The organism is Nocardioides sp. HDW12B (assembly GCF_011299595.1).
Taxonomy (GTDB): Bacteria; Actinomycetota; Actinomycetes; order Propionibacteriales; family Nocardioidaceae; genus Marmoricola_A.
On record NZ_CP049867.1, the window covers coordinates 326266 to 352105 of the forward strand.

At 72.4% G+C, this 25840-nt stretch carries 23 protein-coding genes; 18 read left to right on the top strand and 5 right to left on the bottom strand.

The features are described from left to right. Positions 1-81: 81 nt before the first annotated feature. Positions 82-1710, top strand: a complete 1629-nt coding sequence (gene groL, locus G7072_RS01570; RefSeq protein ID WP_166083900.1) for a chaperonin GroEL — start codon at positions 82-84, stop codon at positions 1708-1710. 194 nt (positions 1711-1904) lie between these two features. Here groL and G7072_RS01575 read toward each other — a convergent pair whose 3' ends face one another. Continuing rightward, positions 1905-2561 (bottom strand): alpha-ketoglutarate-dependent dioxygenase AlkB, encoded by a 657-nt coding sequence (locus G7072_RS01575; protein ID WP_166083901.1) that lies wholly within the window; start codon positions 2559-2561, stop codon positions 1905-1907. A gap of 211 nt (positions 2562-2772) precedes the next feature. On the opposite strand from G7072_RS01575, the gene G7072_RS01580 reads away from it, so the two are divergent. The 13 genes from G7072_RS01580 to G7072_RS01640 all read left to right on the top strand — a co-directional run bounded on the left by G7072_RS01580 (position 2773) and on the right by G7072_RS01640 (position 17741). Then, positions 2773-3216 (top strand): hypothetical protein, encoded by a 444-nt coding sequence (locus G7072_RS01580; protein WP_166083902.1) that lies wholly within the window; start codon positions 2773-2775, stop codon positions 3214-3216. A 123-nt stretch (positions 3217-3339) separates the two neighbouring features. Next, on the top strand, positions 3340-4140 hold the full coding sequence (locus G7072_RS01585; RefSeq protein ID WP_166083904.1) for an ABC transporter ATP-binding protein: 801 nt from the start codon (positions 3340-3342) through the stop codon (positions 4138-4140). A 3-nt stretch (positions 4141-4143) separates the two neighbouring features. Continuing rightward, positions 4144-6687 (top strand): FtsX-like permease family protein, encoded by a 2544-nt coding sequence (locus G7072_RS01590; RefSeq protein WP_166083906.1) that lies wholly within the window; start codon positions 4144-4146, stop codon positions 6685-6687. Between the two features lie 92 nt (positions 6688-6779). After that, complete coding sequence (locus G7072_RS01595; RefSeq protein WP_166083907.1) at positions 6780-7538, top strand: GntR family transcriptional regulator; 759 nt, start codon at positions 6780-6782, stop codon at positions 7536-7538. A 120-nt stretch (positions 7539-7658) separates the two neighbouring features. After that, positions 7659-8306, top strand: a complete 648-nt coding sequence (locus G7072_RS01600) for an NTP transferase domain-containing protein (RefSeq protein WP_166083908.1) — start codon at positions 7659-7661, stop codon at positions 8304-8306. Positions 8307-8386: 80 nt separating this feature from the next. Then, positions 8387-9232, top strand: coding sequence for a MoxR family ATPase (locus G7072_RS01605; protein WP_240917244.1), 846 nt, complete (start codon positions 8387-8389; stop codon positions 9230-9232). After that, positions 9229-10362, top strand: a complete 1134-nt coding sequence (locus G7072_RS01610; RefSeq protein ID WP_166083910.1) for a VWA domain-containing protein — start codon at positions 9229-9231, stop codon at positions 10360-10362. The genes G7072_RS01605 and G7072_RS01610 overlap by 4 nt, the downstream gene beginning before the upstream one ends. Next, positions 10355-11497: an XdhC family protein gene (locus G7072_RS01615; protein ID WP_166083911.1), complete on the top strand. Its 1143-nt coding sequence runs from the start codon at positions 10355-10357 to the stop codon at positions 11495-11497. Before G7072_RS01610 ends, G7072_RS01615 begins: the two co-directional genes overlap by 8 nt. Positions 11498-11617: 120 nt before the next feature. Then, complete coding sequence (locus G7072_RS01620; protein ID WP_166083912.1) at positions 11618-12856, top strand: transcriptional regulator; 1239 nt, start codon at positions 11618-11620, stop codon at positions 12854-12856. A gap of 218 nt (positions 12857-13074) precedes the next feature. Then, the gene (locus G7072_RS01625; protein WP_166083913.1) at positions 13075-13572 is read left to right on the top strand and encodes a (2Fe-2S)-binding protein; all 498 of its coding nucleotides are present in this window, start codon (positions 13075-13077) and stop codon (positions 13570-13572) included. After that, the gene (locus tag G7072_RS01630; protein ID WP_166083914.1) at positions 13569-16055 is read left to right on the top strand and encodes a xanthine dehydrogenase family protein molybdopterin-binding subunit; all 2487 of its coding nucleotides are present in this window, start codon (positions 13569-13571) and stop codon (positions 16053-16055) included. Before G7072_RS01625 ends, G7072_RS01630 begins: the two co-directional genes overlap by 4 nt. Next, positions 16052-16906 (top strand): xanthine dehydrogenase family protein subunit M, encoded by an 855-nt coding sequence (locus G7072_RS01635; protein ID WP_166083915.1) that lies wholly within the window; start codon positions 16052-16054, stop codon positions 16904-16906. Before G7072_RS01630 ends, G7072_RS01635 begins: the two co-directional genes overlap by 4 nt. Before the next feature lie 4 nt (positions 16907-16910). Continuing rightward, positions 16911-17741 (top strand): SRPBCC family protein, encoded by an 831-nt coding sequence (locus G7072_RS01640; protein WP_166083916.1) that lies wholly within the window; start codon positions 16911-16913, stop codon positions 17739-17741. An 81-nt stretch (positions 17742-17822) separates the two neighbouring features. Here the strand turns inward: G7072_RS01640 and G7072_RS01645 are convergent, their stop codons facing one another. Genes G7072_RS01645 through G7072_RS01655 form a run of 3 tightly spaced genes read right to left on the bottom strand, consistent with a single transcriptional unit; the run spans position 17823 to position 20709 of the window. Then, positions 17823-18188, bottom strand: coding sequence for a hypothetical protein (locus G7072_RS01645; protein ID WP_206063242.1), 366 nt, complete (start codon positions 18186-18188; stop codon positions 17823-17825). Further along, entirely contained in the window at positions 18185-18574 is a 390-nt protein-coding gene (locus tag G7072_RS01650) for a hypothetical protein (RefSeq protein WP_166083917.1), read from the bottom strand. The genes G7072_RS01645 and G7072_RS01650 overlap by 4 nt, the downstream gene beginning before the upstream one ends. After that, positions 18571-20709 carry an AAA family ATPase gene (locus G7072_RS01655; RefSeq protein ID WP_166083919.1) on the bottom strand — a complete coding sequence of 713 codons (2139 nt, stop codon included), beginning with the start codon at positions 20707-20709 and terminating at the stop codon, positions 18571-18573. The genes G7072_RS01650 and G7072_RS01655 overlap by 4 nt, the downstream gene beginning before the upstream one ends. A 314-nt stretch (positions 20710-21023) precedes the next feature. Here G7072_RS01655 and G7072_RS01660 point away from each other — a divergent pair, with 314 nt between their 5' ends. From G7072_RS01660 to G7072_RS01670, 3 genes are read left to right on the top strand one after another with little or no spacing between them, the layout of a single operon-like run. Beyond that, the gene (locus G7072_RS01660) at positions 21024-21587 is read left to right on the top strand and encodes a GNAT family N-acetyltransferase (RefSeq protein ID WP_166083920.1); all 564 of its coding nucleotides are present in this window, start codon (positions 21024-21026) and stop codon (positions 21585-21587) included. Continuing rightward, positions 21584-21895: a DUF1905 domain-containing protein gene (locus G7072_RS01665; RefSeq protein ID WP_240917090.1), complete on the top strand. Its 312-nt coding sequence runs from the start codon at positions 21584-21586 to the stop codon at positions 21893-21895. Before G7072_RS01660 ends, G7072_RS01665 begins: the two co-directional genes overlap by 4 nt. Positions 21896-21935: 40 nt before the next feature. Next, positions 21936-22670, top strand: a complete 735-nt coding sequence (locus tag G7072_RS01670; protein WP_166083921.1) for a dienelactone hydrolase family protein — start codon at positions 21936-21938, stop codon at positions 22668-22670. 124 nt (positions 22671-22794) lie between these two features. On the opposite strand, the gene G7072_RS01675 is transcribed toward G7072_RS01670, so the two are convergent. After that, positions 22795-24429 (bottom strand): DNA repair helicase XPB, encoded by a 1635-nt coding sequence (locus G7072_RS01675; protein ID WP_166083922.1) that lies wholly within the window; start codon positions 24427-24429, stop codon positions 22795-22797. 95 nt (positions 24430-24524) lie between these two features. On the opposite strand from G7072_RS01675, the gene G7072_RS01680 reads away from it, so the two are divergent. Next, entirely contained in the window at positions 24525-25616 is a 1092-nt protein-coding gene (locus tag G7072_RS01680) for an ionic transporter y4hA (RefSeq protein ID WP_166083923.1), read from the top strand. Positions 25617-25840 lie beyond the last annotated feature (224 nt).

Sequence of the window (25840 nt, forward strand, 5' to 3'; positions counted from 1 at the left end):
CGTCGGGTCAGCCGGACCGTCCGTCGCGGGCGTCCTCCTCAGTCCATTCCCCCGACTTCACGCGAAGGAATCGCAGGAGTTATGCCGAAGCTCATCGCTTTCAACGAGGAAGCCCGACGCGGCCTGGAGCGTGGCATGAACACGCTCGCTGACGCCGTCAAGGTGACCCTCGGTCCCAAGGGACGCAACGTCGTCCTGGAGAAGAAGTGGGGCGCCCCCACGATCACGAACGACGGTGTCTCGATCGCCAAGGAGATCGAGCTCGAGGACCCCTACGAGAAGATCGGCGCCGAGCTGGTCAAGGAGGTCGCGAAGAAGACCGACGACGTCGCCGGTGACGGCACGACGACGGCCACCGTCCTGGCCCAGGCGATGGTCCGCGAGGGCCTGCGCAACGTCGCGGCCGGCGCCAACCCGATGGCCCTCAAGCGCGGGATCGAGGCGGCCGTCGAGGCCGTCTCCAGCCAGCTGCTGAGCATGGCCAAGGACATCGAGACCAAGGAGCAGATCGCTTCGACCGCCTCGATCTCCGCGGCTGACCCCCAGGTCGGCGAGATCATCGCCGAGGCCATGGACAAGGTCGGCAAGGAAGGCGTCATCACCGTCGAGGAGAGCAACACCTTCGGGCTCGACCTCGAGCTCACCGAGGGCATGCGCTTCGACAAGGGCTTCCTGTCGCAGTACTTCATGACCGACCCCGAGCGCATGGAGACGGTTCTCGAGGACGCCTACGTCCTCATCGCGAACCAGAAGATCTCCAACGTCAAGGACATGCTCCCGGTCCTGGAGAAGGTCATGCAGTCCGGCAAGCCGCTGCTGATCATCGCCGAGGACGTCGAGGGCGAGGCCCTGGCCACCCTGGTCGTCAACAAGATCCGTGGCACCTTCAAGTCCGCCGCCGTCAAGGCGCCGGGCTTCGGTGACCGCCGCAAGGCCATGCTGCAGGACATCGCGATCCTGACCGGTGGCCAGGTCATCAGCGAGGACGTCGGCCTCAAGCTCGACACCGCCGGCCTCGAGCTGCTCGGTCAGGCCCGCAAGGTCGTCCTGACCAAGGACGAGACGACCATCGTCGAGGGTTCGGGCGACGCGGAGCAGATCCAGGGCCGCGTCAACCAGATCCGCGCCGAGATCGACAAGTCGGACTCCGACTACGACCGCGAGAAGCTGCAGGAGCGCCTGGCCAAGCTGGCCGGCGGTGTTGCGGTCATCAAGGTCGGCGCGGCCACCGAGGTCGAGCTCAAGGAGCGCAAGCACCGCATCGAGGACGCCGTCCGCAACGCGAAGGCGGCCGTCGAGGAGGGCATCGTCGCCGGTGGCGGCGTGGCGCTGCTGCAGGCCACCGAGGCTGCCTTCGAGAAGCTCGAGCTCTCCGGCGACGAGGCCACCGGCGCGAACATCGTGCGCCAGGCCTCCGAGGCCCCGCTCAAGCAGATCGCGGTCAACGCCGGCCTCGAGGGCGGCGTCATCGTGGAGAAGGTGCGCAACCTGACCCCGGGCCACGGCCTCAACGCCGCGACCGGTGAGTACGTCGACATGGTCGCCGAGGGCATCCTCGACCCGGCCAAGGTCACGCGCTCCGCGCTGCAGAACGCCGCCTCCATCGCGGCGCTGTTCCTCACGACCGAGGCGGTCGTGGCGGACAAGCCCGAGAAGGCCGGAGCCGCCATGCCTGGCGGCGACGGCGGCATGGGCGGCATGGACTTCTGAGTCCCGCCCACCACCAGCACCTCCAGCACCACCCGCAGCACCCGAAGGGCCCCGAGGCGATCCGCCTCGGGGCCCTTCGCCGTGCTGGGGCCCTGTCGGTTTCACTGGGTACCTAGTGATGTTGGCGCTTCCCGAGCGAAACTTCGTTCGGGAAGCGCCGGTTTCACTAGGTACCCAGTGAAACCGACACCCGCTCAGAGCACGCCGCGGGGGCGGAGCTGGACCGAGATCCGTGGGCCGCAGGGGGTGCTGCTCTTGGGCACGGCGTGCTCCCAGGTGCGCTGGCAGGAGCCGCCCATGACGAGCAGGTCGCCGTGGCCGAGCGTGAAGGTCCGGGTCAGTCCGGCGAGCGAGGGGACCGAGTCGGGGTTGGGGCGCAGCTGGAGGCGCCGGGGCTCGCCGAGGGACAGGATCGCGACCATCGTGTCGGTGGTGCGGCCGCGCCCGATGCGGTCGCCGTGCCACGCCACCGAGTCGCGGCCGTCGCGGTAGAGGCAGAGCCCGCTCGTCACGAACCGCTCGCCCAGCTCGGGCTCGTAGTGGTCGCTGAGCTCCTCACGGACCTGCGTTAGCCGCGGGTGGGGGAGCGGCTCGCCGGCCCCGTAGTGCGCCAGCAACCGGGGCACGTCGACGACCCGGTCGTACATCTGCCGCCGCTCGGCCTGCCACGGCACCGAGCGGAGCAGGTCGAGGAACACCTCGTCGGCCCCGGTCAGCCACCCCGGGCAGTGGTCCACCCAGGCCCCGCGGGTCAACGTCGTACGACGAAGCCGGCCGGCCAGGGCGCTCGACGACCCGGCGTCGGGGGAGTCCGGCGGGTCGAAGAGCGACGGCTGGAGCGTGAGCGCCATGCCGGTCACGGTAGCACTCGTTCGAACACCTGTGCGAGAGACTTCGTGTGGTGGGGTGTCCTGTCCCGTCCCGACAGATGCGTGGGACAAGCACCCCGCCAGGCCGCCCGGGCGTGCTTTTCCCACGCATCTGCCCGGTCGGGGCCCACCGCCCGCCGGCCCCGACTAGGTTCGGCGTACGGCGTCACCGGGCGCCGCCCGAGGAGGGGTCATGGTCCGACGCGCCGCCGTCGCGCTCGCCGCCCTCACGCTGCTCGCCGGGTGCTCGGAGCCGGAGGAGACCGGCGGCACGCCGGCCGCCGAGACGCCGGTGACCCTGCAGCTGCCCGCCGCGGGTTCCGGGCGCTGCCTGTCGCCCACGGCCGACGCCCTGTCGCGCGCCGACGTCGCCTTCGACGGCCGGGTGGAGAACATCAGCGGCAGCGACGTCGAGCTGAAGGTCGACACCTGGTTCGCCTCCCGCCGCGGGAGGGAGCGCGACGAGTCGGTCGTCGTCACCACGCTCCGGGGCACCCGGAGCACCGAGGCCATCCCGATCTTCCGCCGGGGCGACCGCTACCTGGTGGCGGCCCTCGGCACCCAGGTCATGATCTGCGGGGCCACCGACGTCTGGTCCCCGGACCTCGAGGTGCTCTACCGCCAGGCCTTCGGCTGAGGATCCGCCCGCCGTCGCACCCGTGACGAACGGTCCGCCGGCGACGTGACAAAACGCAGTGGAGCCGGTGCGGTCGCAGTCGGTAGCGTCGGGGCTCAGGTCCCCCAGCCCGAGGATGTCCCCGTGTCCGCTGCAGCCCCTGCCCGTCCCGTCACCGGTGAGGTCGCCGCGCGCGTCGTGGACCTCCACAAGACCTACGGCGAGGGTGACGCCGAGGTGCGCGCCCTCGACGGCGTCACCCTCGACATCCACGCCGGGGAGTTCACCGCCGTCATGGGTCCGTCCGGCTCCGGCAAGTCGACGCTCATGCACTGCTGCGCCGCGCTCGACACCGCCACCTCGGGATCGGTCTTCATCGGCGCCACCGAGCTGTCGCGGCTCAAGGACAAGCAGCTGACGGTGCTGCGACGCACCCAGGTCGGCTTCGTGTTCCAGTCCTTCAACCTGGTGCCCACGCTGACGGCGAAGGAGAACATCCTGCTCCCGCTGGCGATCGCGGGCCGCAAGCCCGAGGCGGGCTGGTACGACACCGTCATCGACACCGTCGCCCTGAGGGACCGCCTCGACCACCGTCCCAACCAGCTCTCGGGCGGGCAGCAGCAGCGCGTCGCCGTGGCCCGGGCTCTCGCCAGCCGCCCCTCGATCGTCTTCGCCGACGAGCCCACCGGGAACCTCGACTCCCGCTCGGGGGCCGAGGTGCTCAGCCTGCTCAAGCGCTCGGTCGACGAGTTCGGCCAGACCATCGTCATGGTGACCCACGACCCGGTCGCGGCCGGCTACACCGACCGTGTGGTCTTCCTCGCCGACGGCAAGGTCGTCGACGAGATGCGCGAGCCCACCGCGGAGAAGGTGCTGGAGAAGATGACCCTCTTCACCCAGCCGGTCGGGGCCCGTCACGCGGCTCCGTCGGGCGAAGGCGCCTGAGCCGTGCTGCGGGTCACCCTGCGCAACCTGCTGGCCCGCAAGGTCCGGCTGCTGCTCAGCGCCTTCGCGATCGTCCTGGGCGTCGCCTTCGTGGCCGGCACCCTGGTGTTCACCAACGCGATGGGGGGCGCCTTCGACGACATCATCGAGGGATCGACCTCCGACGTCGAGGTGGCCTACCCCGGTGCGACGGACTTCGACTCGGTGCAGGACGCGCGCACCATCGACGCCGACGTGGTCGAGGACCTGGAGGCGCTGCCCGAGGCGGCCGAGGTCTACCCCAACGTCAACCTGCAGAACGTCTACCTCATCGGTGAGGACGGCAAGGTCGTCGGCGGCAACGGCCCGCCGGGACTGGGGTTCAACGAGAACGGCGCCGTGAACGTGGCCGGCGACCCCATCGTCGAGTACGTCGAGGGCGAGCCGCCGAGCGGTCCGGGGGAGGTGGCCCTCGACGAGGCCGCCGCGGAGAACGGCGGCTACGTCGTCGGCGACGAGGTCAAGGTGACCACCCCGGGCGAGCCGCCCGTGATGACCGCGACGCTCACGGGAGTCGTGGCGTTCGGGTCCGGGACGAACGGCGCGACGCTGACCATCTTCGAGACCCGCGCCGCGCAGGAGCAGTTCCTCGGGGGCGAGGACGTCTACAGCTCGGTCACCCTGCGCGCGGCGGACGGGGTGAGCCAGACGGAGCTCGCCGAGGCGGCCTCCGCGGTCGTGCCCGACGACCTGCAGGTGCGCACCGGCGACGAGATCGTGAAGGTCAACAAGGAGGGCCTCGACGAGGTCCTGGGCTTCATCACGACCTTCCTGCTGGTCTTCGCCGGGGTGGCCCTCGTGGTGGGGGTCTTCCTGATCATCAACACCTTCTCGATCCTGGTCGCGCAACGCAGTCGTGAGCTGGCGCTGCTGCGGGCCCTGGGCGCCTCCCGCAAGCAGGTCAACCGCTCGGTCCTGCTCGAGGCCGTGGTCGTCGGCCTCATCGGCTCCACGGTCGGCCTCGGTGTGGGGTACCTGCTGGCCCTCGGGCTGCGGTGGCTCTTCGGCACCTTCGGTCTCGACCTCGGCGGCGCGGACTTCCCCATGACGACGACCGCGGTCGTCGCGTCGTACGTCGTCGGTCTCGGCGTGACCTCGGTCGCCGGCCTCCTGCCGGCGCGACGTGCGAGCCGCATCGCACCGATGGCGGCCCTGCGTGACGACGTCGCCCTGCCGGAGGGCGCGCTGCGCAAGCGGGTGGCGATCGGGCTCGTGCTCTTCGCGGCCGGTGCCGGCCTCATGACCGCCGGCTTCCAGGTCGACGACGGCACGACCGGTCTCACGCTCATCGGCGGCGGCATCCTGGCCATGCTGATCGGGGTGTCCCTCGCGAGCGCCTTCCTCGGGCGACCGCTCATCCTGCTGTTCGGGGCGGTCTACCGGCGCGTCTTCGGCGAGGTCGGCAACCTCGCCACGGAGAACTCCCTGCGCAACCCGCGCCGCACCGCCGCCACCGCCAGCGCCCTCATGATCGGGCTGGCGCTGATGTCGCTGATGGCGGTGTTCGGGGCGAGCGCCTCGGCGAGCACCCAGTCGACCATCGAGCGGGTCGTGACGTCGCAGTTCATCATCAGCAACGTCATCGGCCAGCCGTTCTCCCCGGAGATCGCCGAGCAGGTCGAGGACCTCGACGGCGTCGCCTCGGTGGCCTCGATGCGCCAGGCGTTCGTCGACGTGGACGGCACCGGCTCGGCCGTCGGCGGCATCGACCCCGCGGCCTTCGGCGTCGAGCTCGCGCTCCCGGTCGAGGAGGGCTCGCTGCAGGACCTGCGCGACGGCACGGTCGCCGTCGACGCCGGCACGGCCCGCGGAGCAGACCTCGGGGTGGGCGACACCGTCGAGGTCGACTTCCAGGCCGGCAAGCAGGAGCTCGAGGTGGTGGCGCTCTTCCCGGCCGGGCAGGGGCTGGGGTTCTCCCACCTGACGACGCAGCAGACGCTCGAGGACGGCGGGCTCGCGCCGGTGGACGCGTTCGTCTACGTCGTCAAGGAGTCCGGTGCCGACACCGACGAGGTCCGCGAGGACATCGAGAAGGTCATCGAGGACCAGCCCACGGTCACCGTCAAGGACCCCGAGGGCTACGCCGCGGAGCAGCAGGAGCAGATCAACCAGTTCCTGGCCTTCATCTACGGGCTGCTCGGGCTGTCGGTGATCATCGCGATCCTCGGCGTGGTCAACACCCTGAGCCTGTCGGTCATCGAGCGCACCCGCGAGGTCGGGCTGCTGCGCGCGGTCGGGGTGACGCGTCGCCAGCTGCGACGCATGGTGATCCTCGAGTCCGTCGTCATCGCTGTCTTCGGCGGGCTGCTCGGCGTCATCATGGGCACCGGCTTCGGCTCGGCGGTCGTCATCGCGCTCGAGGACCAGGGGCTGTCCGACCTGGCCATCCCGTGGCCCGTGCTCGTGACCTTCGTCGTGGTCTCGGGCATTCTGGGCGTTCTTGCTGCGCTTTTCCCGGCATTCCGGGCAGCTCGCCTGAATGTGCTGCGAGCAATTACCGCTCAGTAGCAGCCCGATCGCGCCATATCTCCTCGACACGCCGCCGCCCTAGACTCGGACGTGCCACAGTGACGGGGTCAGATCGCGAAGGAGACACGCTCATGGGAGAAGCGGCTGTCGTCACTCGCGCCACTTCGGGCACCGGCGCAGGGTCAGCGGTTCACAAGCACGTCCAGGTCCGCGAGTACGTCCGGGCCCTGGTGGAGGGTGCCGAGGCCGGCACCCCGGCACCGTCCGAGCGCGAGCTCGTGCAGTACTTCGGCGTCGCCCGGATGACGGTGCGCCAGGCGCTCGACGCCCTCGTCACCGAGGGGCTGCTCGAGCGGGTCCCCGGTCGCGGCACCTTCGTGGCCGACCAGCGCCACGAGCAGAGCATGCGCCTGCACGGCTACACCGAGGAGATGCGCCACCGCGGGCTCCGGCCGGCGTCGCGCACCTTGCTGGCGCGTCTCGAGGCCGCCGGCCCCGGCGTGGCCCGGGCCCTCGAGATCGCGGTCGGGGAGTCCGTCGTGCACTGGCAGCGAGTGCGGCTGGCCGACAACGCCCCGATGTGCGTCGAGGACGCCTTCCTCAAGGCCGCCATGGTGCCGGGGCTGGTCGACCACCTCCCAGAATCGCTCTACGAGGACCTCGCCCGGCGCGACCTCGCCCCGACGTGGGGGGAGGACTCGGTGGACGCCGGCCTGGCCAAAGACCCCGAGGCGCGGCTGCTCGGCATCGCCGAGGGCAGCCCGGTGCTGCGGGTCGCCCGTCGCGCCTTCTCCGGACGGACCCCGGTCGAGGTCTCGCGCTCGACCTACCGCGCGGACCGGTTCACGCTCTGGATCCCGATGAGCCGCCAGCCCGGTCCCGCCCACTGACCTCCTGAGCGCCGCTCCTCGGCCGCTCCCTGCTGGCCGGTCGGGTGCTCGACCCGGTCGCCGGTCCGGCGCGGGGCACCGACAAACCTTCGACCAACCTGCGCGGGCTAGCCTCGCGGCGTGACCCGGGTGAGCGGACTGCTGCTGGCCGCCGGGGCCGGTCGTCGCATGGGCCGACCCAAGGCGCTGCTGCGTGACGCCGCGGACCGCCCGCGCCTCCTCGGCGCCGTCGACGTGCTGCTCGAGGGCGGCTGCGACGAGGTCGTCGTGGTGCTGGGCGCCGAGGCCGAGCAGGCGGAGACGCTGCTCACCGAGGGCACGTCCCGGTGGCCTGCGGACACCGTCTGCAGCGTGCGGGCTGACGACTGGGACCGCGGCATGGCCGCCTCGTTGGCCGCCGGCCTCGCCGCTACCGGCCAGGACCCCCCGGACGCGCTGGTCGTGCTGCTCGTCGACCTGCCCGACGTCGGGGCCGCGGTCGTGACCCGGGTCGCCGACGCCTGGCGCGAGGCCGGGGCCGGGCACGGCGCCGTCGCGCGTGCGGCGTACGACGGGGAGCCGGGGCACCCGGTCCTGCTCGGGCTCGACCACCAGCTCGCCCTGGCCGCCGAGGTGGCCCGGGCCCTCGGCACCCCGGGGGCCGTCGACTTCGGCGCCCGGCACTACCTCGCCACCCTCGCCAGCCACGACCGGCGCGAGGTGGCGCTCGTCGAGTGCGGCGACCTCGCGACCGGCCACGACGTCGACCGACCGGAGGACCTCCTGTGACCGACCCGACCCCTGCCGGCCGAGCAGCAGCGCCCGGCACGCCCGGCGCAGCGGCACGCACCCCCGGATCGCCGGAGGAGCTGGCCGAACGGCTCGGCGGCACCGGCTACCTGTGCGACGACGCGCTGGCAACCGTGGGCTTCCTGGCCCTGGACCTGGCGCGGCCGCTGCTGCTCGAGGGGGAGCCCGGCACCGGGAAGACGGCGCTGGCCGAGGCGCTGGCGGAGTCGATGGGCGTGCCGCTGATCCGGCTGCAGTGCTACGAGGGCATCGACGCCAGCCAGGCGCTCTACGACTGGGACTTCCCGCGCCAGATCCTGCACCTGCGGGCCATCGAGTCCAGCGCGTCCACCCGGGACGTGACCGAGGTCGAGGACTCGCTGTTCTCCGACCGCTTCCTGCTCGCCCGGCCCGTGCTGCGGGCGTTGCGCGAGAGCCCGGCCGTGTTGCTGGTCGACGAGATCGACCGCGCCGACGACGAGTTCGAGGCGTTCCTGCTCGAGGTGCTCTCGACGTTCCAGGTCACGATCCCCGAGCTCGGCACCGTCACCGCCGCCGTGCCCCCGGCCGTGGTGCTGACCTCCAACCGCACCCGGGAGCTGCACGACGCCCTCAAGCGCCGCTGCCTCTACCACTGGATCGACCATCCCGGGCTCGAGCGCGAGGTCGCGATCGTGCGCTCGCGGGCCCCCGAGGTGCCCGCGCTGCTGGCCGAGCAGGTCGTCGCGCTCGTCCAGCGGCTGCGCACCGCCGACCTGCTCAAGGCGCCGGGCGTGGCCGAGACCCTCGACTGGGCTCGGGCCCTGGACCGGCTCGGTGCCCGCGAGCTCGACGTCGAGACCGCGGCCCGCACCCTCGGCGCGGTGCTCAAGCACCGCGAGGACACCGACCGCGTGCGGGCCTCGCTGGAGCGGATGCTGGCGTGAGCCCGACCCCGCCCGCCACCCTCGACGTCGTCCCGCCCAGGACGCCGCCCGAGGTCTGGCTGCTCGGCTTCACCCGGGCGCTGCGCGCGGCCGGGGTTGCGGTGACCTCCGACCGCAGCCAGACCTTCCTGCACGCCGTGACGCGGGTCGGCCTGGGGGCGGACCGCGGCGTCTACTGGGCCGGGCGGGCGACGCTGTGCTCCGGCCCGGAGGACCTCGAGCGCTACGACCAGGTCTTCAGCGCGTGGTTCCTCGCCGACGAGCAGGAGCAGCGCGGGGCCGCCCGCGAGAACCCGCCCGCCGTCAGCCAGGCCGCGCTCGACCTCGAGGAGGCGACCGGCGAGGGCACCGAGTCCGAGGACGCCGAGGTCGCCGCCAGCGCCACCGAGGTGCTGCGGCACCGCGACGTCGCCACGCTCGACGCCGCCGAGCGGGCGCGGTTGAACCAGCTCTTCGCGACCCTGCGGCCCCGGGCGCCCACGCGCACGTCGTACCGCCGGACGCCGGCGCGGCGCGGCACCGTCGACACCTCCGCCACCCTGCGCCGCACGCTGCGCCAGCTCGGCGAGCCGGTCGACGTCGCCTGGCGCGCACGGTCGACGCGCGCGCGCCGGATCGTGCTGCTCGTCGACGTGTCCGGGTCCATGAGCCGCTACGCCGACGCGCTGCTGCGACTGAGCCACCGCATCGGCAGCGTCGGGGACACCGAGGTCTTCAGCGTCGGCACCCGCGTCACGCGGCTGACCTGTGCGATGCACCTGCGCGACGGCGACCGGGCCCTGGTCGCGGCCGGCGAGGCCGTGCCGGACTGGTCCGGCGGCACCCGGCTGGGGGAGGGGCTGCGCGTGTTCCTCGACCGGTGGGGCCAGCGCGGGCTGGTCCGCGGCGCGGTCGTGGTGCTGTTCAGCGACGGCTGGGAGCGCGGGGACACCGCGCTGCTGGCCGAGCAGATGGCCCGGCTGCACCGGCTGTCCCACCGCGTGGTGTGGGTGAACCCCCACAAGGGACGCGACGGCTACCAGCCGGTGCAGCAGGGGATGGTGGCGGCGCTGCCGCACGTCGACGAGTTCGTGGCCGGCCACTCCGTGGCGGCCTTCGAGAAGGTGCTGGAGGTGGTCGCGGATGCGTGAGGTGATCGAGCCGCTCGTCGGCTGGTGGCGCGAGGGCCGGACGGTCGGGATGGGCACGGTGGTGGCGACGTTCCGCTCCGCGCCCCGCCCGCCGGGTGCCTCGATGCTGGTCGGCCCGGACGGCTCCGCCGTCGGGTCGGTCTCCGGGGGCTGCGTGGAGGGAGCCGTCTACGAGCTGGCGCAGACCGTGGTCGCCGAGGGTGCCCCGCGCCTGCGCCGGTACGGCGTCAGCGACGACGACGCGTTCGAGGTGGGGCTGACGTGCGGCGGCATCCTCGACGTCTACGTCGAGAAGGTCGACCAGGAGACGTTCCCCGAGCTGGGCGAGATCGCCGACGACCTGGCCGCCGACCGGCCCGTCGCGGTCGCCACCGTCGTCGACCACCCGGACCCGTCACTGGTGGGCCGGCGGATGGTGCTGCGCCCGGGGCAGCCCCGGCACGGGACGCTGGGTGGTGAGCGGATCGACGCCGCGGTCGCCGACGACGCCACCGGACTGCTGGCCAACGGCACCAGCGGCGTGCTGACCTACGGCCCCCACGGCGAGCGGCGCGGCGAGGGCATGCGCGTCTTCGTCTGGGGCTTCGCGCCGCAGCCCCGCATGATCGTGTTCGGCGCCATCGACTTCGCGGCCGCGGTGGCGCGCATCGGCGGGTTCCTCGGCTACAAGGTCACGGTGTGCGACGCCCGGCCGGTGTTCGCGACCGCGACCCGCTTCCCGTCGGCCGACGAGGTGGTCGTCGACTGGCCTCACCGCTACCTCGCCGCCGAGCAGGAGTCGGGCCGTCTCGACTCCCGCACGGTCATCTGCGTGCTGACGCACGACCCCAAGTTCGACGTACCGGTGCTGGAGGTGGCGCTGCGGCTGCCCGAGGTGGGCTACGTCGGGGCGATGGGGTCGCGGCGCACGCACGAGGACCGGATGGAGCGGCTGGCCGAGGCAGGGCTGACCGAGGTCGAGCTGGCGCGGCTGTCGTCGCCGATCGGCCTCGACCTCGGGGCCCGGACCCCGGAGGAGACCGCGGTCTCGATCGCGGCCGAGATCATCGCCGCCCGGTGGGGCGGCGGCGGGGCCCGGCTCATGGAGCTGAGCGGGCGCATCCACCACGACGCCGACGTCGCCGTCGACGCCTGACCGCGGGCGGGCGGCGGCCCGCGGACGGGAAGGGGCTGCCCTCAGTTGGGGGCATCGGATAGCGTGACCGCGATCACACCGGCACGACCCGACCGGGCCCTGGGGCCACGAGAGGGAGGCATGAGCGACGTCCACGGCGACCTGCGCGCCCGGCGGCTCGATGCCGCACGCGCCTGGAGCCGCTTCGTCGAGCAGGGCGAGACCGGCGAGACCGCGGTCCGGCCCGAGATCCTCCACAGCTGGAGCCGCAGCGGTGCAGCGGTCGGCACGGACCTCACCGAGGCCCCGATGGACGACGAGTCCGACACCCAGGCCTACTTCCGCGGCTCCCCGCTGCAGGTGGCCGTCGAGCGGGTCGAGGACGAGCTGCGGCGCACGGCGGAGGACGGCGACCTGGTCCTGGCCCTGACCGACGCCGACACGCGGATCCTGTGGACCTACGGCGGGCGCGTCATGCGGCGCAAGGCCGAGACCGTGAACTTCGTGGCCGGCGCCCGCTGGGACGAGTCCAGCGTCGGCACCAACGCGTTGGCGCTGGCCATGCGCGACGGCTCCCCGTCGATGGTCTTCAGCGCCGAGCACTACGCGCCGATCGTGCACAACTGGGTGTGCTGGGCCGCGCCCGTCCACGACCCCGTCACCGGTCAGCAGCTCGGCGTCATCGACCTCTCCACCACCTGGGACCGCACCCACCCGATCGGCCTCGCCACGGCGCGCATGATGGCCCGGATGATCGAGGGCGCCATCCCGGCCAGCGACTGGCGGCCCGGCCCGGAGCACGCCGCCATCGCGCAGCCCGGGCTGTCGCTCACCCTCCTCGGCACCACCGAGACCTGGCTCGACGGGCGCCGGCTGCTGCTCAACCGCCGGCAGACCGAGATCCTCGCGCTGCTGGCCCTGCACCCCGAGGGCCTGTCGACCGAGCAGCTGCACGCCCTGCTGTACGGCGACCAGGCCGTCACGCTCTCGACCCTCAAGGCCGAGGTGTCCCACCTGCGCAGCGCCCTCGGCGGGCAGCTGGCCTCGCGGCCCTACCGCCTCACCGTCCCGGTCACGACCGACGTGGACACGGTGCTGCGCCGGGTCCGCCGCGGCGACGTCCGCGCCGCGGTCGAGGCGTACGGCGGCGACCTCCTGCCGGGGTCGAACAGCCCGGCCCTGTGCGAGCTGGGCGACTACGTCGCGGTGGCCCTGCGCGAGGCCCTCATGGCCAACCCCGAGCCCGACGCGGTCCTGCGCTACACCGAGCGGTCGCCGTACGACACCGAGGTCGTCGAGGTCTGCCTCGCCACGCTCGGCACCCGCCCGCACCCGAGCCGGCCGCTGCTCAAGGCCCGGCTCGCCGCCGCCCGCACCTGACATCCGGTCGCCAGCTGCCCCGCGGTTTCCCACGGTATGCAGGCAACCTGGCACTCCCCATGGCGTCCGGAGCGTGGGGAGTGCACGTTTTCCTGCATACCGTGGGAAACCGGCAGCCCCGACGTGACCGGCGTCACGATCAGCCAACCTTCCGCCAACCTCGGCCACCTAGGTTCGGAGCGCTCGGTAGACATCCGCTATCCCCGGGAGGCGCCCACATGGCCAAGATCGAACTCACCGTCGACGGGGGGCGGGTCAGCGAGGACGTCGAGCCCCGCATGCTCCTCGTCCAGCTGCTCCGCGAGCGCCTCGGCAAGACCGGCACCGTGATCGGCTGCGACACCAGCAACTGCGGCGCCTGCACCGTGCACCTCGACGGCCGCAGCGTGAAGTCCTGCAACATGCTGGCCGTGCAGGCCGACGGGGCCGAGGTGACCACGATCGAGGGCCTGGCCGAGGGCGACAAGCTCCACCCGGTGCAGGAGGCGTTCCGTGAGTGTCACGGCCTCCAGTGCGGCTACTGCACCCCCGGGATGATCATGCAGTCGATCGACCTGCTGAACGAGAACCCGCAGCCCAGCGAGGAGGCCATCCGCCACGGGCTGGAGGGCAACCTCTGCCGCTGCACCGGCTACCACAACATCGTGCGGGCCGTGCAGCACGCCGCCGGCGTCGCGACCGACGACGTCCCGAAGTTCGAGGAGAGCGCCCAGTGACCACCACCGCCAACGAGTCCCGCAAGGCCGAGATCGGCCTGGCCCGCCGGCGCAAGGAGGACCAGCGCCTCATCACCGGCCGCACCCGCTGGACCGACAACATCACCCCCACCGGCACCCTGCACCTGGCCATGGTGCGCAGCCCCTTCGCCCACGCGAAGATCACCAACATCGAGGCCACCGAGGCCCGGAACGCCCCCAACGTGGTCGCCGTCTTCACCGGCGCCGAGGTGGCCGAGGAACAGGGCACGCTCATCACCGCGTGGCCGCTCAACGACGAGCAGAAGACGCCCAACCACGCCCCCATCGCCGTCGACCGGGTCGCGTTCGCCGGCGAGATCGTGGCCGTCGTGGCCGCGCGCAGCGCCGCCGCTGCCCGGGACGCCGCCGAGCTGGTCGAGGTCGACTACGACGAGCTGCCGGCCGCCGTCGACCTGGCCGCCGCCGCCCGCGACGAGGTGCTCGCCCACCCCGACCTCGGCACCAACACGAGCGCCTTCTGGCAGCTCGACTCCGCCGGGCAGGGCTCGGGCGGCGACGTGAACGAGGCCATCGAGACCGCCCGCAACGGGGGCATCCTCATCGAGCGGGAGTACCGCCAGCAGCGGCTCATCCCCGCCTTCATGGAGCCCCGCTCCTGCGTGGTGGACCCGACCGGCGAGCAGATCACGATGTACTCCGCCACCCAGGTGCCGCACATCCTGCGCTTCGCGCTGGCCGCGACCACCGGTGTGCCGGAGTCGAAGATCCGCGTCATCGCCCCCGACGTGGGCGGTGGCTTCGGCGGCAAGCTGGCCTGTGCGGCGGAGGAGTGGATCACGTTCCTGGCCGCCCGCAAGACCGGCAAGCCCTGCAAGTGGACCGAGACCCGCTCGGAGTCGCTGGTCTCCGGCCACCACGGCCGCGACCAGATCCAGAAGCTCACGCTGGCCGCGACCAAGGAGGGCCGGGTCACCGGTCTCAAGGTCGACCTCATCGCCGACCTCGGGGCGTACGTCGCGCTGGTCGGCGGCGGTGTCCCGGTGCTCGGCGCCTGGATGTTCAACGCCATCTACAAGTTCGACTCCTACCAGTTCAACTGCACCACGGTGCTGACGAACAAGACCTACGTCGACGCCTACCGCGGCGCCGGCCGGCCGGAGGCGACGTACGCCATCGAGCGGCTCATGGACGAGCTCGCCGCGGAGGTGGGCGTCGACCCGCTCGAGGTCCGCGAGATGAACTGGATCAAGCACGACGAGTTCCCGTTCACCTCGGTGGCCGGCATGGAGTACGACTCCGGCAACTACGAGGCCGCCACCGAGAAGGCCAAGGAGATGTTCGGCTACGACGAGCTGCGCGCCGAGCAGAAGCGCCGCCGCGAGTCCAACGACCCGATCCAGCTCGGTCTCGGCATCTCGACGTTCACCGAGATGTGCGGGTTGGCCCCGTCCCGGGTGCTGGGCCAGCTCAACTACGCCGCTGGTGGCTGGGAGCACGCCGAGGTGCGGATGCTGCCGACCGGCACCGTCGAGGTCGTCACCGGCACCTCGCCGCACGGCCAGGGGCACGAGACGGCGTGGAGCCAGATCGTGGCCGACCGTCTGGGCGTGCCGTTCGAGGACATCGAGATCCTCCACGGCGACACCCAGAGCTCGCCGCGCGGGCTCGACAGCTACGGCTCGCGCTCGCTCGTCGTGGGCGGCGAGGCCGTGGTCCGCGCCGCGGACCGCATCATCGAGAAGGCGAAGCCGATCGCGGCCCACCTGCTCGAGGCGGCCGAGGACGACCTGGAGTTCGCCGACGGTCGCTTCTCGGTCCGTGGCACCGACGAGGGCGTGACCGTCCAGGAGGTCGCGATGGCGACCTTCACCGGCCACAACCTGCCGGACGGCGTCGAGCCGAACCTGGACGCCACCTCGACCTTCGACCCGGTGAACTTCTCGTTCCCGCACGGCACCCACCTGTGCGCGATGGAGATCGACACCGAGACCGGCGCCTCGACGATGCGCAAGTACGTCTGCGTCGACGACATCGGCACCATCGTCAACCCGCTGATCGTCTCCGGCCAGGTCCACGGCGGCCTGGTGCAGGGCATCGCGCAGGCGCTGTGGGAGGAGGCGGTGTACGACGACGCCGGCACGCTCGTGACGGGCTCCTTCGTCGACTACACACTGCCGACCTCGGCCGACACGATCTCCTTCGAGACCGCGCACACGGTGTCGAAGGCGACCTCGAACACGCTCGGGACGAAGGGCGTCGGTGAGGCGGGCTGCATCGCCTCGACGCCGGCCGTCGTCAACGCGATCGTCGACGCGCTGCGGCCGATGGGTGTCAACGACATCCGGATGCCCTGCACGCCGGAGCGGGTCTTCCGCGCGATCCAGACCGCCGGTGGCGGCGGTGCGGTGGACGCGGCCCCGGCCGCGCAGGCGCCGCACTTCGACACCGACACCCCCAACCAGGATCCCAGCGTGGGCTCGTCCGAAGGAGACGTCCAGTGATCCCCGCAGAGTTCGACTACAAGGCACCCTCCTCCGTCGAGGAGGCGCTGCAGCTGCTGGCCGAGGCCGGCGACGACGCCAAGGTGATCGCCGGCGGGCAGAGCCTCATCCCGGTGCTCCGGATGCGGCTCAACGCTCCCGAGCTGCTCGTGGACCTCGGCAAGATCGAGGCGCTGCGCTCCATCCGCGAGGACGGCGACCAGATCGTCATCGGGTCGATGGCGACCTACCAGCAGATCCTCGACGACGCGTCGATCGCGGAGCACCTCGGCCTGCTGTCCAAGGCCACCGCGACCGTGGCCGACCCGCAGATCCGCCACCGCGGGACGCTGGGCGGCGCGCTGTCGCACGCCGACCCCGCCGGCGACCTGGGCGCTCCGGTGCTCGCGCTGGGGGCGACCCTGGTGATCGCCGGCTCCGGCGGCACCCGCGAGGTGGCGGCGAGCGACTTCTTCACCGGGCTCTTCGAGACCGCGGTCGCCGAGGGTGAGCTGCTCACCGAGATCCGCATCCCCAAGCACACCGGCTGGGGCTCGCACTACGAGAAGTTCGTGCGGGTCTCCCACCAGTGGTCCATCGTCGCGGTCGCCGCCGCGGTGAAGGCCGAGGGCGGGAAGATCAGCGAGGCGCGGGTCGGCCTGACCAACATGGGTGACCGGCCGTTGCGGGCGAGCGCGGTCGAGGAGGCGCTCGTGGGCGCCGACGCGACCGAGGACGCCGTACGTGCGGCGGTGGCGTCGGTGGCCGAGGGCACCAACCCGCCCAGCGACCTCAACGGCGACGCCGACTACCGGCGCTCGATCCTGCCGGTGCTCACCCGCCGGGCCGTGCTCGCCGCCGCGGGAGCGTGAGCGGGTGGACCTGAACCACACCTTCACCGTCCCGGCGGACAAGGCGACCGCCTGGGCGGCGTTCGAGGACATCTCCTCGGTCGCCGAGTGCTTCCCGGGCGCCAAGGTCACCTCGTTCGAGGGCGACGAGTTCACCGGCACCTGCAAGGTGAAGCTCGGCCCGATCGCGCTGCAGTACTCCGGGCAGGGGTCGTTCATCGAGCGGGACGCGGAGGCCGGGAAGCTGGTCTTCGACGCCAAGGGCCGCGACAAGCGGGGCAACGGCACCGCCGGGGCCAAGGTGACCGCGACGTTCCACGAGGAGGGCCCGACGTCCACGCGGGTCGATGTCCACACCGACATGCAGATCACCGGCAAGCCGGCGCAGTTCGGCCGCGGGGTCATGCAGGACGTCTCCGACAAGCTGCTCGAGCAGTTCGTGGTCTGCCTGCAGTCGAAGGTGGGGGCGCAGCCGGAGACCTCGGAGTCCTCGGAGTCCTCGGCGTCGTCGGTCCCGGAGGTGTCGGAGTCGGCGCCCGCCGAGAACGGGGCGTCGCCCGAGGCGGTGCCGTCCGCGGCGTCCGAGTCGTCGGCGTCGGTGGCGTCCGCCGCCGGGTCGACGGCCCCGGGGGCGAACGACCCCGCTCCCGCCGCCGGCACCGCGCCCCGGCTGACGTCCGTCGGCTCCAACGGGACGGCCCGGGCTGCCTCGCCGGCGGCTCCGGCGGCCTCGAACGACGACGCGCTGGACCTCGGGGCGACGGTGCTCCCGATCCTGCTGAAGAGCTACGGCAAGCAGATCGGCATCGGGATCGCGGTGCTGGTCGTCCTCAAGTGGTTGCTGGGACGTCGCTGACGCCCCTGTGCCCCACCCCTGAGCGCGGCTGGTCCGCGTCGGCCGACCCGACGCGGACCAGCCGTCCCCATCTCCCCGGGGTCAGGACGGCGGGGGCGAGCCGAGGGAGCCCAGGGGCGCGACCTCGCGGCCGCTCTCCTCGCACACCCAGGTGGGGTCCGGTCCACCGAGGTCGGGGGAGATGAACACCGCGTGGGTGGCGTCCTCGCACAGCGGGCAGAGCGGCCAGCGGCCGTGCGTCTCGAGCAGCGTGTCCTGCACGTCCTGCGCCACGAGCCCGGCGGCGAAGACCGCGCCGTCCGGCCAGTGGGTGACCCACTCCCGCCGTGAGGCGACCACGTCCTCGAGGACCGAGACGGTCGCGGGCTCCGCGGCACCGGTCGCGGTCAGGTCGGCGAGCACCACCGCACGGGCGGCCGCGAGCGTCACGTCGACGTCGTCGCTCACCGGAACCAGCCGCGCTTCGGCTTCCGCTCCTTCGGCGGCCTGACCCGGGGCAGCTGGTTGAAGGCGCCGGCGGAGATGCCGGCGGTGGCGCACATCCAGTGGGGGATGCCCAGCCGGGCCTGCGGGTGCAGCGCGTGCGGGTGCGTCGCGCACATCGGGCAGGTGGGCCACAGCGGCGCCGAGGCGTGGACCTTCTCCTGCACCAGCCGCGCCAGCTCGACCCGGACGGCGGTCGGGTCGCCGAGCCGCAGCAGGTCGGGCCCGTGCTCCTCGGCCAGCCGGTCGACGGTCGCGGCGTAGCCCGGGTCCTCGAGACCCTGCAGCGTCAGGTCGAGCTTGACGATGATCACGGCCTCGTTGACCTCGAACGGGTCCAGCTCGGTCACGCGGCGACCTCCTCGGGGAGCGGCTCGGCGTGCAGCACGACCAGGGAGGTCACCGCACGGGTGAGGCAGACGTAGAGCCGTCGCAGGCCGGTGACCCGGTCGGGCTCAGCGGAGACGATCGTCGCAGGCTCCACCAGCACCACGTGGTCGAACTCCAGACCCTTGGCCAGGGTGGCCGGCACCACCTCGGTGCGGGGAGCGGTCGGGGGCTCGGTAGGGGCGGTGGGGGCAGGGATGGTGGGGGCAGGGGCGGCGGTGGTGTCGGCGGGGGTGGCGGGCACGGGCTCGGTCGCGGGGGCCGCGCCGAGGACGGTGTGGGGAGTCCCGTGCACGCGCAGCGCCTCCGCGACGTCGCGCACCAGCGCGTCGGGCGTGATCACCCCGACCGAGCCCGGGCGGGTCAGGGCGCTGGCCACGGCGTCACCGACCGCGGCGACCGGGTCCGCGACCTCCTGCAGGTCCAGCTCGCCCCGGGCCCGGCGGACCGAGGTGGGCGGTCGCAGTCCGGGGGCGATGTGCGGGAGCAGGCGAGCGGCGTACTCGATGACCTCGCCGGGGACGCGGAAGCCCTTGGTCAGCTCCTCGACGTGGGCGGCGTCCTTGCCGAGGTGGCGCAGCGACTCCAGCCACGAGCGGGTGGCCCACGGCGTCGTCGCCTGCGCGAGGTCCCCGAGCACGGTGACCGAGCCGGTGGTGGCGCGGCGACCGACCGCGCGCAGCATCATCGGCGAGAGGTCCTGCGCCTCGTCGGTGACGACGTGGCCGAGCGAGGCGGTGCGCTCCACCACGTCCGCGGCCTCGTCGACCAGTACGGCGTCGGCGAGCGACCAACGGACCGAGCCGGCGGCCCGTGCCGGCTTCGTCCAGAGGAGTCGGCGCTGCTCGTCCTCGTCGAGGAGCCCGTCGGCGCAGGAGGCGAGAAATTGTGCATCCGACAACAGTCGGTGCACGAGCTTGGCGGGGTCGACGGCGGGCCACACGGCGGCGGCGTACTTCTTGACGGGCTGGCTGCGCGCCACCGCGTCCTGGACGCGGTCGTCGGGGCTGTCGCCCGCCTCCTCCATTGCGAGCAGGATCGCGTGGGCCAGGCGTTGGGGCAGCATGGCGCGGGCGGCGCCGTACCGGACGCCGCGGCCGCGCAGCTCGGCCACGATCTCCTCGACGCGGTAGGTCGGGACGCGCCACCGGCGCGCGCCGCGGGGTACGACGAGACCCTCGGCCGGTGCGGTGAGGTGGCTCCACACGGCTCGACGGACGACCTCGGCCAGCCGGGCGTCGCCCTTGAGGGTGGCGACGTCGGCGGGGTCCTCGCCGCGGATCGTGTAGGTGGCCCGGACGCCGGACAGCGTCGCGCCGGCGAGCTGCTCGATCGTGGTCTGCTGCGCCTCGATCTCGCCCAGGGCGGGAAGGACGTCGCCGATGTAGCGCAGGAAGCTCTCGTTGGGGCCGACGACGAGGACGCCCTGGCGGCGGAGCTGCTCGCGGTAGGCGTAGAGGAGGTACGCCGCCCGGTGCAGCCCGACGGCGGTCTTGCCGGTGCCCGGCGCGCCCTGCACGCAGATCGACTCCGACAGGTCGGCGCGGACGATGACGTCCTGCTCGGGCTGGATGGTGGCGACGATGTCGCGCATCGGACCGACCCGGGGGCGCTCGATCTCCTCCTCGAGGATCCGCGACCAGTGCTCGTCGGACTCGGTGACCGCGTCACCGCCGCTCAGGCGCTCGTCCTCGAACGCCGTGACGCGACCGTGCTGGAAGCCGAAGCGCCGTCGGGTGGCGACCCCGAGCGCGTCGCGGGTGCTGGCGCGGTAGAACGGCAGGCTGATCGGCGCGCGCCAGTCGACCACCATCGGGTCGCCGGACTCGTCGCTGACGTGGCGGCGGCCGATGTAGAACGGGCGTCCGGCCTCGGGGTGGCCGTCGGCGTAGTCGAGGCGGCCGAAGAACAGCGGCACGGTCGGGTCGTCCTCGAGCGCCTTCAGCCGGCGACCCTGGGCGGAGTCGAGCAGCATCCGGCTGACCCAGTCGGCGGCGGCCGAGGAGTCCATGGACGCAGCTCGGGCCCGCATCCGGGCGAGGTGCTCGCGCGACGAGGTCAGGTGGGCGCGCTCGGACGCCAGCTCGTCTGTGGGCATCCGATGATTCTCCCACCGCCCCGCAACCGGGTTTCGGTGCTGTCGGTTTCACTAGGTACCTAGTGGTTCCGGCGCTTCCCGAGTGATGTTTCGTCAGGGAAGCGCCGGTTTCGCTCGGGAAGCGCGGCGTCTCGACGTACGACGTCCTCGCTGCAGTCGGATCGGGAGCAGGGGACGTGCTGGGTCCTCGAGCCGGCGTGCCAGTCCGGCACGGCACGCTCCCCTGACGAAACTGGCGCTTCCCGAGCGATGTTTCGCTCGGGAAGCGCCAGTTTCACTAGGTACCTGGTGAAACCGGCAGGGAGGATGTGCCTGTGGAGCGGGTGACGGTGGTGCGGCGGCAGGAGGAGCTGGGGCGCGCCGAGCTGGTGGAGGTGCGGGCGCTGCTGGACGACGCGTTCGCCGACGACCCGCTCAGCGAGGACGACTGGCAGCACTGCCAGGGCGGGCGCCACGTGCTGACCCGTGAGGACGGCCGACTCGTCGCGTACGCCGCCGTGGTCGAGCGCGTGATGCTGCTCGACGGCGTCCCGCTCGCCGTCGGGTACGTCGAGGGCGTCGGTGTCCGGCGCTCCCACCACCGGCGCGGGCTCGGGGGCACCGTGATGGCCCCGATCGAGGCCCTGGCCGGCGGAGACCTCGCCGCGCTGGCGCTGTCCACCAGCGACGAGGGCCTGCCGTTCTACCTCGCCCGCGGCTGGCGCCCCTGGCCGGGCCGGACGTACGTCGACACCTCGGCCGCCCCGCACCGGCGACCGCAGCTGCTGCGCACCCCTGACGAGGACGAGTCGCTGCTGGTGTGGCCCCACGGACCGTTCGCCGACGTCGGCCCCGACAGCGAGCTCGCGTGCCGGGCCCGGTCGGGGGACGACTGGTGAGCGAGCCCGCGCTGTCGGCGTCCTTCACCGGCGAGCTCTACCTGTGGCAGGCGCGCACCGACTCCTGGACCTTCGTCGACGCCCCGGCGGACCTGTCGGAGGAGATCCGCGACTCGCTGCCGCTGCCTCCGCGCGGCTTCGGCTCGGTCCGGGTCGAGGTGACGCTGGGCGCCACGACCTGGCGCACCAGCCTCTTCCCCGACAAGACGAAGGGGGTCTACGTGCTGCCGGTCAAGCGGGCGGTCCTGAAGGCCGAGGACGTCGAGGCCGGCGACGAGGTCACGGTCACGGTCGACGTACTCGCCTAGGAGCCCGCGCGACCCACGCGGCCTGGCTACGCTCGCGACCATGGCCCTCCTCGACTCCTGGACGCTCGGCGAGCACGCGTTCGACGGCACCACCCACCCGACCTACCGCAAGGGGTCCGGCCCCGGCGTCGTCGTCGTCCACGAGATCCCGGGCGTCACCGAGAACGTCATCAAGTTCGCCGACGAGGTCGTCGCCGCCGGCTTCACTGTGGTGATGCCGCGGCTGTTCGGCAGCGAGCCGCCCACGCCGTACACCCCGCCGCAGCTCGCCCGGTCGATGACGCAGGTCTGCATCAGCAGGGAGTTCACCACGCTGGCCACCGGCGAGACGACGCCGGTGGCGGGTTGGCTGCGCAGCCTCGCCCGCGAGCTGCACGAGGAGCTCGGCGGACCCGGCGTCGGCGCGCTCGGCATGTGCTTCACCGGTGGCTTCGCGCTGGCGATGATGGTCGACACCTCCGTCGTCGCGCCGGTGCTGTGCCAGCCGTCGGTGCCGTTCCCCGTCGGCAAGGCGCGTGCCGCCGACCTCAACCTCTCGCCGGCCGACCTGGCCACCGTGAAGGAACGCGCGGCCGGCGGCTGCGCCGTGATGGGCCTGCGCTTCACCGGCGACGTCGCGGTGGGAACGCGCTTCGACACCCTCACCCGCGAGCTGGGGGAGGCCTTCATCCGTGTCGAGTTCCCCGGCCGCAAGCACTCCACCGTCACCGAGCACCGCCAGCAGGAGGGCGTCGACCGCGTCCTGGCGTTCTTCCACGAGCGCCTCGACCCCTGAGGGGCGCAGTTTCGCGCACAAGTTCGCTCAAGTGACGAGGGACCGCCTCACGCGTCACATGAACGAACTTGTGCACGATTTCGTGCGGGGTTGGGGTGGGTTGGTGGGGTGGGGTGGTGGGGTCTCAGACGTCGGCGGCGTCGGTGATGGCGTAGGCGTAGCCCTGCTCGGCGAGGAACCGCTGCCGGTGCTGGGCGAAGTCGGCGTCGACGGTGTCGCGGGTGACGATCGTGTAGAAGTGCGCCGCGTGGCCGTCGGGCTTCGGGCGCAGCAGCCTCCCGAGACGTTGCGCCTCCTCCTGGCGCGAGCCGAAGGAGCCGGAGACCTGGATGGCCACGGTGGCCGAGGGCAGGTCGACGGAGAAGTTGGCGACCTTGGAGACGACCAGCAGCCGCTCCTCGCCGCTGCGGAAGGCGTTGAACAGCCGCTCGCGCTCCTTGACGGTGGTGTCGCCCTTGATGACCGGTGCGCCGAGCGCCTCGCCGAGCTCGTCGAGCTGGTCGAGGTACTGCCCGATCACCAGCGTCGGCTCGTCGCCGTGCTTGGCCACCAGCCGCTTCACGAGCCGGGTCTTCTCGGCGGTGCACGAGGCGAGCCGGTAGCGCTCCTCCGGCTCGGCGGTCGCGTAGACGAGCCGCTCGCCCTGCGGCAGCGTCACGCGCACCTCGGTGCACTCGGCCGGCGCGATCCAGCCCTGCGACTCGATGTCCTTCCAGGGCGCGTCGTAGCGCTTGGGCCCGATCAGGGAGAAGACGTCGCCCTCGCGACCGTCCTCGCGCACCAGCGTCGCGGTCAGACCGATCCGGCGCCGCGCCTGCAGGTCGGCGGTCATCCGGAAGATCGGCGCGGGCAGCAGGTGGACCTCGTCGTAGACGATGAGGCCCCAGTCCTTGGCGTCGAGCAGCTCGAGGTGGGTGTAGGCGCCCTTCCGGCGGGTGGTCAGCACCTGGTACGTCGCGATGGTGACCGGCTTGACCTCCTTCTTGGCCCCGGAGTACTCGCCGATCTCGTCCTCGGTCAGTGACGTCCGCTTCACCAGCTCGTCACGCCACTGCCGGGCCGAAACTGTGTTGGTGACAAGAATCAGGGTCGTCGCCTTCGCCTCGGCCATCGCCGCAGCGCCCACGAGCGTCTTGCCCGCTCCGCACGGCAGCACCACGACACCCGAGCCGCCGTGCCAGAAGGAGTCGACGGCCTCGCGCTGGTAGGCGCGCAGGCTCCACTCGCGCTCGTCGAGCTCGATCGGGTGGGCCTCGCCGTCGACGTACCCGGCGTGGTCCTCCGCCGGCCACCCCAGCTTGAGCAGCACCTGCTTGAGGTTGCCCCGCTCCGAGGGGTGCACTGCGACGGTCAGGTCGTCGAGCCGCTCGCCGATCATGCCGGCGACCTTCTTGGCCCGCACGACCTCCTCGAAGACGGCCTTGTCGACCGAGGCCAGCACCAACCCGTGGACCGGGTGCTTCTCGAGTCGGAGCCGGCCGTAGCGGTCCATTGTCTCGGCGATGTCGATCAGCAGGGCGTGGGGCACGGCGTACCGGCTGTAGGTCAGCAGCGTGTCGATGACCTGCTCCGCGTCGTGCCCGGCGGCCCGGGCGTTCCACAGACCGAGCGGCGTGAGGCGGTAGGTGTGCACGTGCTCGGGGGAGCGCTCGAGCTCCGCGAAGGGAGCGATCGCCTTGCGGCAGTCGACGGCGGACTCGTGGCCGACCTCGAGCAGGAGCGTCTTGTCCGACTGGACGATGAGGGGGCCGTCATTCACCCCCCGATGCTACGGACTCGCCGAAGCCCCGCTCACCACGGCGGCCGAGGTGGAACCCGACCAGCCTGACTGGACCACTCTTCTAACCTGGGGGCATGGCCGCGCCCCCGAAGAACCCCGCCTGGTCCGTCGCCGCGCCCGTCCTGGGACTGGTCGTGCTCGCTGCGACCTGGAACCGCGAGCTGCCGGTGATCGCCGCCGCCCTCGTGGGCCTGGTGCTGGCCGGAGCCGTGATGACCGCGGTCCACCACGCCGAGATGGTCGCGGCCAAGGTGGGGGAGCCCTTCGGCACGCTGATCCTGGCCGTGGCGGTCACCGTGATCGAGGTGGCGCTGATCCTCACCCTGATGCTCACCACCCCCGACGAGGCAGCCACGCTGGCGCGCGACACCGCGTTCGCCGCGGTGATGATCATCCTCACCGGCGTCATCGGGGCCTGCCTCCTCGCCGGCACCATCAAGCACCACGCCCAGGACTTCAAGGCCGACGGCGCTTCCGGTGCGATCTCCGGCATCACGGTCCTGGTCACGCTGACCCTCGTGCTGCCGGCGTTCACCACCAGCACGAACGGGGCGACGTACACCACGGCGCAGCTCCTGGTGATGTCGGCGATCGCGCTCACGATCTACGGGGTGTTCGTGCTGGTGCAGACCTCCCGTCACCGCGACTACTTCCTGCCCGACGAGGCGGAGGGCGATGCGGAGGCCGCCGCGGCCCACCCGGAGCCCTCGACGACGACCGCGCGCAACAGCCTGCTGCTGCTCATCGCCTGCCTGGTCGCCGTGGTCGGGCTCTCCAAGACGCTCTCGCCCAACCTCAAGGACGTCGTCAGCAGCCTCGGCGCTCCGGCCTCGACCGTCGGTGTCCTCATCGCGGTCCTGGTGCTCGCGCCTGAGACGGTGGCGGCGATGCGCGCCGCGGCGGCGAACCGGCTGCAGACGAGCATGAACCTCGCCGTCGGATCGGGCATGGCCAGCATCGGGCTGACCATCCCGACCATCGCAGTCGCGTCGCTGTTCCTCGACGTGCCGCTCGAGCTCGGCCTCGGCGCGCCGCAGATCGTGCTGCTGACGCTGGCGGTGTTCATCTCCGGCGCCACCGTGCTGCTGGGACGGGTGACGGTGCTGCAAGGCACGGTCCACCTCAGCGTCTTCGCCGCCTTCCTGTTCCTCGCCTTCGTCCCCTGAGGACGTCCGAGAACCGGGATCCGGGTCCGGCCGTCGGGCTCGGTTGCGGCACGCGGCCGCGCCGCTGCACGTCGTACGACGAGGGCGGCTGCGGACCTCCGACCCAGGGTTGTGGACGCCTGCCACGGGTTGTGAGCCTTGCTGGGCGTCCATAACCCCGCGTTACATGTGGGGACCCCGCGTTACATGTGGGGACCCCGCGTGACGTGGGGGTGGTCGGTCGG

Excerpts from the sequence above, each read along its gene's own strand:
- G7072_RS01655 (WP_166083919.1), bottom strand. The coding sequence starts at position 20,709 with ATGCCCACAGACGAGCTGGCGTCCGAGCGCGCCCACCTGACCTCGTCG.
- G7072_RS01680 (WP_166083923.1), top strand. The coding sequence starts at position 24,525 with ATGGCCGCGCCCCCGAAGAACCCCGCCTGGTCCGTCGCCGCGCCCGTC.
- G7072_RS01595 (WP_166083907.1), top strand. The coding sequence starts at position 6,780 with ATGGGAGAAGCGGCTGTCGTCACTCGCGCCACTTCGGGCACCGGCGCA.
- G7072_RS01670 (WP_166083921.1), top strand. The coding sequence starts at position 21,936 with ATGGCCCTCCTCGACTCCTGGACGCTCGGCGAGCACGCGTTCGACGGC.
- G7072_RS01575 (WP_166083901.1), bottom strand. The coding sequence starts at position 2,561 with ATGGCGCTCACGCTCCAGCCGTCGCTCTTCGACCCGCCGGACTCCCCC.
- G7072_RS01580 (WP_166083902.1), top strand. The coding sequence starts at position 2,773 with ATGGTCCGACGCGCCGCCGTCGCGCTCGCCGCCCTCACGCTGCTCGCC.
- G7072_RS01620 (WP_166083912.1), top strand. The coding sequence starts at position 11,618 with ATGAGCGACGTCCACGGCGACCTGCGCGCCCGGCGGCTCGATGCCGCA.
- G7072_RS01625 (WP_166083913.1), top strand. The coding sequence starts at position 13,075 with ATGGCCAAGATCGAACTCACCGTCGACGGGGGGCGGGTCAGCGAGGAC.
- G7072_RS01615 (WP_166083911.1), top strand. The coding sequence starts at position 10,355 with ATGCGTGAGGTGATCGAGCCGCTCGTCGGCTGGTGGCGCGAGGGCCGG.
- groL (WP_166083900.1), top strand. The coding sequence starts at position 82 with ATGCCGAAGCTCATCGCTTTCAACGAGGAAGCCCGACGCGGCCTGGAG.